Annotated in this window: 8 protein-coding genes; 6 read left to right on the top strand and 2 right to left on the bottom strand. The window is 40.2% G+C overall.

All coding sequences use genetic code 11. The annotated features are described in order from the left end of the window. Positions 1 to 210 (top strand): hypothetical protein (locus QNK26_RS08580; RefSeq protein ID WP_319222238.1); only part of this gene is annotated, 210 nt, incomplete at its 5' end. Positions 211 to 319: 109 nt separating this feature from the next. Here QNK26_RS08580 and QNK26_RS08585 read toward each other — a convergent pair. Beyond that, a complete protein-coding gene (locus QNK26_RS08585) occupies positions 320 to 1468 on the bottom strand; it encodes a PKD domain-containing protein (protein ID WP_319222239.1) in 1149 nt (382 codons plus the stop codon). A gap of 508 nt (positions 1469 to 1976) precedes the next feature. On the opposite strand from QNK26_RS08585, the gene glnK reads away from it, so the two are divergent. From glnK to QNK26_RS08610, 5 genes are all read left to right on the top strand, one after another. Further along, positions 1977 to 2315, top strand: coding sequence for a P-II family nitrogen regulator (gene glnK / locus QNK26_RS08590; RefSeq protein ID WP_045108765.1), 339 nt, complete (start codon positions 1977 to 1979; stop codon positions 2313 to 2315). A gap of 12 nt (positions 2316 to 2327) precedes the next feature. After that, a complete protein-coding gene (locus QNK26_RS08595) occupies positions 2328 to 3560 on the top strand; it encodes an ammonium transporter (protein ID WP_319222242.1) in 1233 nt (410 codons plus the stop codon). Between the two features lie 174 nt (positions 3561 to 3734). Further along, complete coding sequence (locus QNK26_RS08600) at positions 3735 to 4334, top strand: aminodeoxychorismate/anthranilate synthase component II (RefSeq protein WP_319222243.1); 600 nt, start codon at positions 3735 to 3737, stop codon at positions 4332 to 4334. Positions 4335 to 4444: 110 nt separating this feature from the next. Further along, positions 4445 to 5665: an aspartate aminotransferase family protein gene (locus QNK26_RS08605; protein WP_319222244.1), complete on the top strand. Its 1221-nt coding sequence runs from the start codon at positions 4445 to 4447 to the stop codon at positions 5663 to 5665. Positions 5666 to 5708: 43 nt separating this feature from the next. Beyond that, positions 5709 to 6572 (top strand): NAD(P)-dependent oxidoreductase, encoded by an 864-nt coding sequence (locus tag QNK26_RS08610; protein WP_319222246.1) that lies wholly within the window; start codon positions 5709 to 5711, stop codon positions 6570 to 6572. Between the two features lie 86 nt (positions 6573 to 6658). Here the strand turns inward: QNK26_RS08610 and crp are convergent, their stop codons facing one another. Next, complete coding sequence (crp, locus tag QNK26_RS08615; RefSeq protein ID WP_319222248.1) at positions 6659 to 7300, bottom strand: cAMP-activated global transcriptional regulator CRP; 642 nt, start codon at positions 7298 to 7300, stop codon at positions 6659 to 6661. Between the last annotated feature and the right edge of the window lie 2 nt (positions 7301 to 7302).

Consider the following 7302-nt stretch of genomic DNA (forward strand, 5'->3'; position numbering starts at 1 on the left):
CCGCCAACAAACAACGAAAGCCTGAATCGAAAGATTCAGGCTTTTTTTGTGCCTGAAATTCAGAGATGCAAAAAACAGAGTGTAGGGAGTGGTAGTTCAGTCGGCCAGACTCTATATAAAAAGACAAGCGGCCAGTCCGCCGAGTGCCGAGGGTTGTGGTTTATAGAAAGCCGTTCGCTTTCTCTTCGCCAACAAACAACGAAAGCCTGAATCGAAAACTATTTATTAGAGAAAGAGGCTTTTTTGTGCCTAAAATTTAATGCGCTCAAAATAGATTTGAATATATTCAATTTGTACTAAAGACGCATAGAGTCAAACATTATAACTCGTTTGCTTCAGTACACTCGCTATTGCCTTGTTGTCGGACTTCATAGGTTAAGTTTGTTGGGAGGAGGCGTGTCATTTGTTCTTGATATTTTTCAACTTGATCATGACACCAAGTATTCGCATTACTTAACGTTGTTAAAGGACCCCTCGTAATACTGGTAAAGCACTGTCCTACATCTCGAGACCTATATATCGAATGGCTTGATGTAAGGATATCACATGTCACATATGCCACGTTTTCACTTACACTGACGGTTTTAACTAGCTCTTTTTCGATACCCTCACCACTTATTGTTGTAAGTGAAACGCTATAGCTATCTTCTGCTGGAAACGTTTTAGTGATATTAATGCCATTGGCTGTACTACTATCATGAGGGAAATACCAATTATAACTATCTATATTACTACTAACATTACTGCTAGTACTCGCATCAAAATTAACAATGAGATCAGTTGTTACATATGTGAAGTTAGCAATTGGTACGGTTGCTTCAGAGGAAACATTGACTGTTGTTGTTGTTGAATGTTCAGTGCCATCGACAGATTTTACTTTTAGCGCTACTGAGTATTGACCTGATTGGTTAAAGTGATGCGATCTTACTGCTGTTGAATAATTATTACCCTCAATGATCCATTCAAACTCGGTTATTTCACCTTTACTATATGTTGAATTTTGCCCATTGAATTCCACATTCAGCCCATTTATACTCGCAATTTCTATTACTGCTGTCGGGATGGTTGTTGGTGTTTCGATTTGTTCGGGTGTGATGGTAATATCTTGATAATAGCTATCCAGTACATCTCCATCAGCGTTAGATACAGTTGCTTTAACTCTATAAGTATTAGTCTCTAAGAATTGATACTGAGGGTTTTCTTCAGGATGTAATGTCGCTATTTGACCTATACCGTCAAGTGAAACAGTCCAATGCCACGTTATATCGTCTTGTATATATTCTTCGCCATTCTCTGAGTAAGTGCCATCAAAATAATATAATGGTGAATTTATTTCATTAGCCTGATAAGTAAAAGTTGCCGAGGGCAATATACCCGTGTTGTTACTCTGCTCTTCGCTATCAAATATATCTTCAGATCCGCAAGCTGTAAGCGCTGATAGTAGTGCTACCAGTAATAATTTATGCATCGTATTTCTTCCATGATTTAAGGTTTAAAGTAACAGACCCATTTTTGTCACCTAGTTGGAAATACAATACATTATTGTTATTTAAATAAAGTATGAATATGGGTTTGGTACGCACTCAATTTTTCTTATCTATTTGTACTTGAATGGTGGTAATAAGCCTCACATCGCACAATTTAAATTGTTATTTGGTTAGTAAGACTAGCCTAACGGTTAATTTTTCCATGCTTAATCATTAGAAATCGCTTATCACTTACGTACGCGGAAGAGAACGCAAGTTATAAAAATTGAGGTTACGATCGTATTATGTGTGGGCTTAATACTTGATGGGGTAGATGCACTAGTTTGGGGTTTATTAATATTCTTCTGCACCAGATTGGTTCGAGATTAAAGTTGAAATTGTTTGTTTCGCACTTATGTGTCTGAATATTAACGATTATAAATATTGGCACGGAGGTTGAATTAAGTTTAAGTATATAGATATTCAATATACTCAGGCAAGGGGCTCTTTATGAAACTAATAAGCGCAATCATTAAACCATTTAAACTCGATGATGTTCGTGAAGCAGTAGCAGATATCGGTGTTGAAGGATTAACTGTAACAGAAGTTAAAGGTTTTGGTCGTCAAAAAGGCCACACAGAATTATACCGTGGTGCGGAATACCAAGTGGATTTTTTACCAAAAGTTAAGTTAGAAATCGCCACGCAGAGTGAAAATGTTGATCGCCTGATTGAAGCTATTAATAGCGCGGCTTACACCGGGAAGATTGGTGATGGTAAAATTTTTGTTTACGATTTAACACAAGTTGTGCGTATCCGTACGGGCGAAATGGACTCAGAAGCAATTTAGGGGAAATAAATTATGCAAGAGCTAACAACTACGGTTACTGAGCTGCGTTTTGCACTCGATACTTTTTACTTTTTAATGTCTGGTGTACTTGTGATGTGGATGGCTGCAGGTTTTGCAATGCTAGAAGCGGGTCTGGTTCGTTCTAAGAATACCACTGAAATTCTGACTAAGAATGTCGTGCTATATTCAATCGCATGTATCATGTTCTTACTCGTCGGTTATAACATCATGTACATTGATAATGCAGAAGGCGGTATTATCCCATCATTTGGTTCGTTAATCGGCACCCAATCGGAAGGTGCTGACCATTCATTAGAGTCGGATTTCTTCTTCCAAGTTGTATTCGTTGCAACGGCAATGTCAATTGTATCGGGTGCTGTCGCTGAGCGTATGAAACTATGGGCTTTTCTGGCATTCTCTGTTTTTTTAACTGGTGTTATTTATCCTATTGAAGGTTATTGGACGTGGGGTGGTGGTTTCTTATCTGAAGCTGGTTTTTCTGATTTTGCTGGCTCTGGTATTGTTCACATGGCTGGTGCTTCAGCTGCATTAGCTGCGGTATTGTTGCTGGGTGCTCGTAAAGGTAAATATGGTAAAAACGGTGAGGTTTATCCAATCCCTGGTTCGAACATGCCATTAGCGACGTTAGGTGCATTTATCTTATGGATGGGTTGGTTTGGTTTTAACGGTGGTTCACAGCTATTACTTTCAGATGTTGAAAATGCTACGGCTGTCGGGCAAATTTTTGTGAATACGAACACGGCAGCAGCAGCTGGTGCTGTAGCAGCATTGTTCATCACTAAGATCATGTGGGGCAAAGCGGATTTAACCATGGTGCTTAATGGTGCATTAGCTGGTTTAGTTACTATCACTGCTGACCCGCTGAGTCCATCTCCTGCATTCGCGACATTATTGGGTGGTTTAGGTGGTGTATTAGTTGTATTTAGTATCGTGGCATTAGATAAAGCCAAGATCGATGATCCTGTTGGCGCTATTTCGGTACACGGCGTGTGTGGCTTCTTTGGCTTAATGGTTGTGCCATTTAGCAATGGCGATGCAACATTCTCAGCTCAACTCTATGGCGCTGCTATTATCTTTGCTTGGGTATTTACAGCAAGTCTCTTAGTGTGGGCGGTACTTAAAGCAACCATGGGTATTCGTGTTACTGAAGAAGAAGAGATCACGGGTATGGATATGGCAGACTGTGGTATCGATGCTTATCCTGAGTTTGTATCTGTTAAATAAATATAGATAATACTAGGTTATATAAAGCTCAGCATTGGCTGAGCTTTATTGTTTCTGACTGTAAATATAGTGAATACTAGCATTGTGAGCGTTATAACGAAGGTGCATGATTAGAAACCAAATTCTACCTATGATATTATTTACTCAGTTTCCTCATTAGAATTTTAATCTTCCATGTTACTTATTATCGATAACTACGATAGTTTTACGTTTAATCTATTCCAGTATTTCTCTGAACTTGGACAAGAAGTTGTTGTTAAACGTAATGACGAAATTTCATTGGATCAAATAGCGTTACTATCACCTGATTATTTAGTTATTTCACCTGGGCCATGTACCCCTGATGATGCAGGTATTTCACTTGCTGTTATTGAAAAGTTTGCGGGGAAAATTCCTATTTTAGGTGTCTGTTTGGGTCATCAATCTATCGCGCAAGTATTTGGTGCTAATGTCATAAAAGCTAAAAAAGTCATGCATGGTAAAACGTCGGTAATTAAGCATAAAGGTAGAGGCGTTTTTGCAGGGCTAAATAATCCGTTAACCGTCACGCGTTACCACTCTTTGATTGTTGAGACGCTAACACTGCATAAGGATTTTGAAATCACGGCTTGGACTGAGGATTATCACGGCGAGTTTGATGAGATAATGGCCTTTAAACATAACGTTATAGCGCTTGAGGGGGTGCAATTTCATCCTGAAAGTATCCTGACTGAACAAGGAAAAGAGCTATTGAATAACTTTCTTATCAACAATTCAGCTATTTCTGTAATGTAATGCTGTATCGGACTTGACCTGTGAGTAAATATCTATATATATTGAATATATATGCGCCATTGCTGGTGTGTGATTATTTAGACATTGATGTTTGCTAAGAGGAAAGGAATATGACCAATAACGTAACAGGTGTGACTCGGAAAGATTTTGATACTGTCATGGTTCCTAACTATGCACCAGCCGCAATGATCCCTGTGCGCGGCCAAGGTTCGCGAGTGTGGGATCAAGATGATAATGAATATATTGATTTTGCAGCAGGTATTGCCGTTAGTTGTTTAGGCCACTGTTATCCTCCTTTAGTTGCAACTTTACAAAAACAAAGCCAACAATTATGGCACGTGAGTAATTTACTGACCAATGAACCAGCGTTAAGACTTGCTCATAAACTGACCCGTGCGTCTTTTGCAGATAAAGTGTTTTTTGCTAACTCGGGTGCGGAAGCGAATGAAGCCGCATTAAAATTAGCACGTCGTTATGCTCTGGATAACTTTGGTGAGGGTAAAGATCAGATCATCGCCTTTAACCAAGGTTTTCACGGCAGGACTTTCTTCACGGTGACAGTTGGTGGTCAATCAACTTATTCTGATGGCTTTGGTCCTAAACCGGGGGCCATAGAGCATATTGATTTTAATGATCTTGCTGCATTAGAAACGCTAATAAGTGATAAGACCTGCGCTGTGATGATGGAACCGCTACAAGGTGAGGGAGGGATTCATGCTGCGAACCAGCAGTTTTTGATTGGTGTACGTGCGCTGTGTGATAAATACAATGCGTTGTTGATATTTGATGAAGTACAAACCGGAGTTGGCCGTACAGGCACTTTTTATGCCTATCAACATACTGATATTAAGCCTGATATTTTAACGTCAGCCAAAGGTCTTGGGGCTGGTTTCCCCATAGCTGCGATGTTAACTACGGAGAGTATTGCAAAGAGCCTGAGTGTTGGTACGCATGGCAGTACTTATGGCGGTAATCCACTGGCTTGTAGCGTAGCTGAAACAGTTGTTGATACCGTTAATAATGCTGCTTTTTTAGCCCAAGTTAAGACCAAGTCAACCATTTTTAAAGCTGCATTAGCACAGATCAATAATCAATATGCTATTTTCTCTGACATTCGTGGCGAAGGTTTATTACTCGGTGCTGAATTAACAGAGCAATATCAAGACCAGGCTATTGCGATCATGAAGCAAGCCGCTCAAGAAGGCCTATTAATATTAGTGGCAGGGGCGAATGTGTTGCGTTTTACACCGGCACTTAATATACCTGAACATGATATTCATGCGGGCATGAAAAAACTTAGTCTTGCTATTGAAAAATGGTTGAACGCTTAATCGTAAATATAATTTAAAGTGACATGTTATAAGGTGGGCTAAAATGAAAATAGCATTTATTGGTTTAGGTGTAATGGGCTATCCAATGGCGGGTCATCTGCAGAATGCAGGGCATGATGTGGTGGTATTTAACCGTACAGTTACAAAAGCAGTTGCTTGGGTGGAACAATATGGAGGTAAGCATGCCTCTACACCGCATCTAGCTGCACTTAATGCCGATTTAGTGCTTATGTGTGTCGGTAATGATGATGACGTGCGTAGCGTTGTTTACGGCGATGCTGGTCTATTGTCGGCAATGACCGCGAACGCGATACTGATCGATCATACCACCACCTCTGCATTATTAGCGGAAGAGTTATCTGCAGCCTGTGCCCAAGCAAATGTTCAATTTCTCGATGCACCAGTGTCGGGTGGGCAAGCTGGAGCTGAAAATGCGTTACTGACCATAATGACTGGCGGTACAGCAAGCGTATACGAGCGTGCTTTACCTGTGCTGAATATTATGGCTAAAAAAGTCACCTTGGTGGGGGGCGTTGGTGCAGGGCAGAAGTGTAAAATGGTCAATCAGCTTTGCATTGCCGGTCTGGTACAAGGCTTGGCTGAAGGCGTTAATTTTGCTAAAAATGCAGGGTTAGACGAACATGTGTTACTGGATGTATTACGCAATGGTGCCGCGCAGTCTTGGCAGTTAGAGAATCGAGCCTTAACCATGGCAGAAGGTAAGTTTGACTTTGGTTTCGCTGTTGATTGGATGCGCAAAGACCTAGCCATTTGCTTTGAAGAAGCTGAGCGTAATGGTTCTTTAGTGCCGATAGCGAAATTAGTCGATGGTTTTTATCATGAATTGCAAAATAACGGTGAACAGCGTAGTGATACCTCGGTATTGATTAAACGTTTGCAGAAATAGTTAAAAATAATGGATATAAAAAAACGGCGTCTGATCTGTGAGTAACAGGTCAGACGCCGTTTTATGAGCCTAATAAAATGACTGGTTTAGCGTGTGCCAAATACCACAATCGTTTTACCATGAGCTGAGATTAGCTCTTGTTCTTCAAGCATCTTTAAGATACGGCCAACGGTTTCACGCGAGCAACCAACGATCTGGCCAATTTCTTGACGAGTAATTTTAATTTGCATACCGTCTGGGTGAGTCATCGCATCAGGTTGTTTTGCTAAACTTAGCAATGTTTGTGCAATGCGACCTGTTACGTCTAGGAATGCTAGATCACCAACTTTTTGGCTCGTTGTTTGTAGACGTTCAGCCATTTGACCTGAAAGACGCATTAGAATTTCAGGATTAACTTGGATTAATTGACGGAATTTCTTATATGAAATTTCAGCTACTTCACATGGTGATTTAGCTCGGATCCATGCACTACGTACAGGTTCCTCAATGTCTTCAAATAGGCCTAACTCACCCATGAAGTCACCTTGATTCAGATAAGAAAGGATCATTTCCTTACCTTCTTCATCTTTAATTAGAACTGCCACAGAACCTTTAACGATAAAATATAAAGTTTCTGCTTTTTCTCCAGAATGGATCAACGTACTTTTTGTAGGGTACTTGTGAATATGGCAGTGAGATAAAAACCATTCTAAAGTAGGGTCAGATTGTGGCTTGCCGATAACAACCATGG

Source organism: Moritella sp. (assembly GCF_033791185.1).
Lineage (GTDB): Bacteria > Pseudomonadota > Gammaproteobacteria > Enterobacterales > Moritellaceae > Moritella.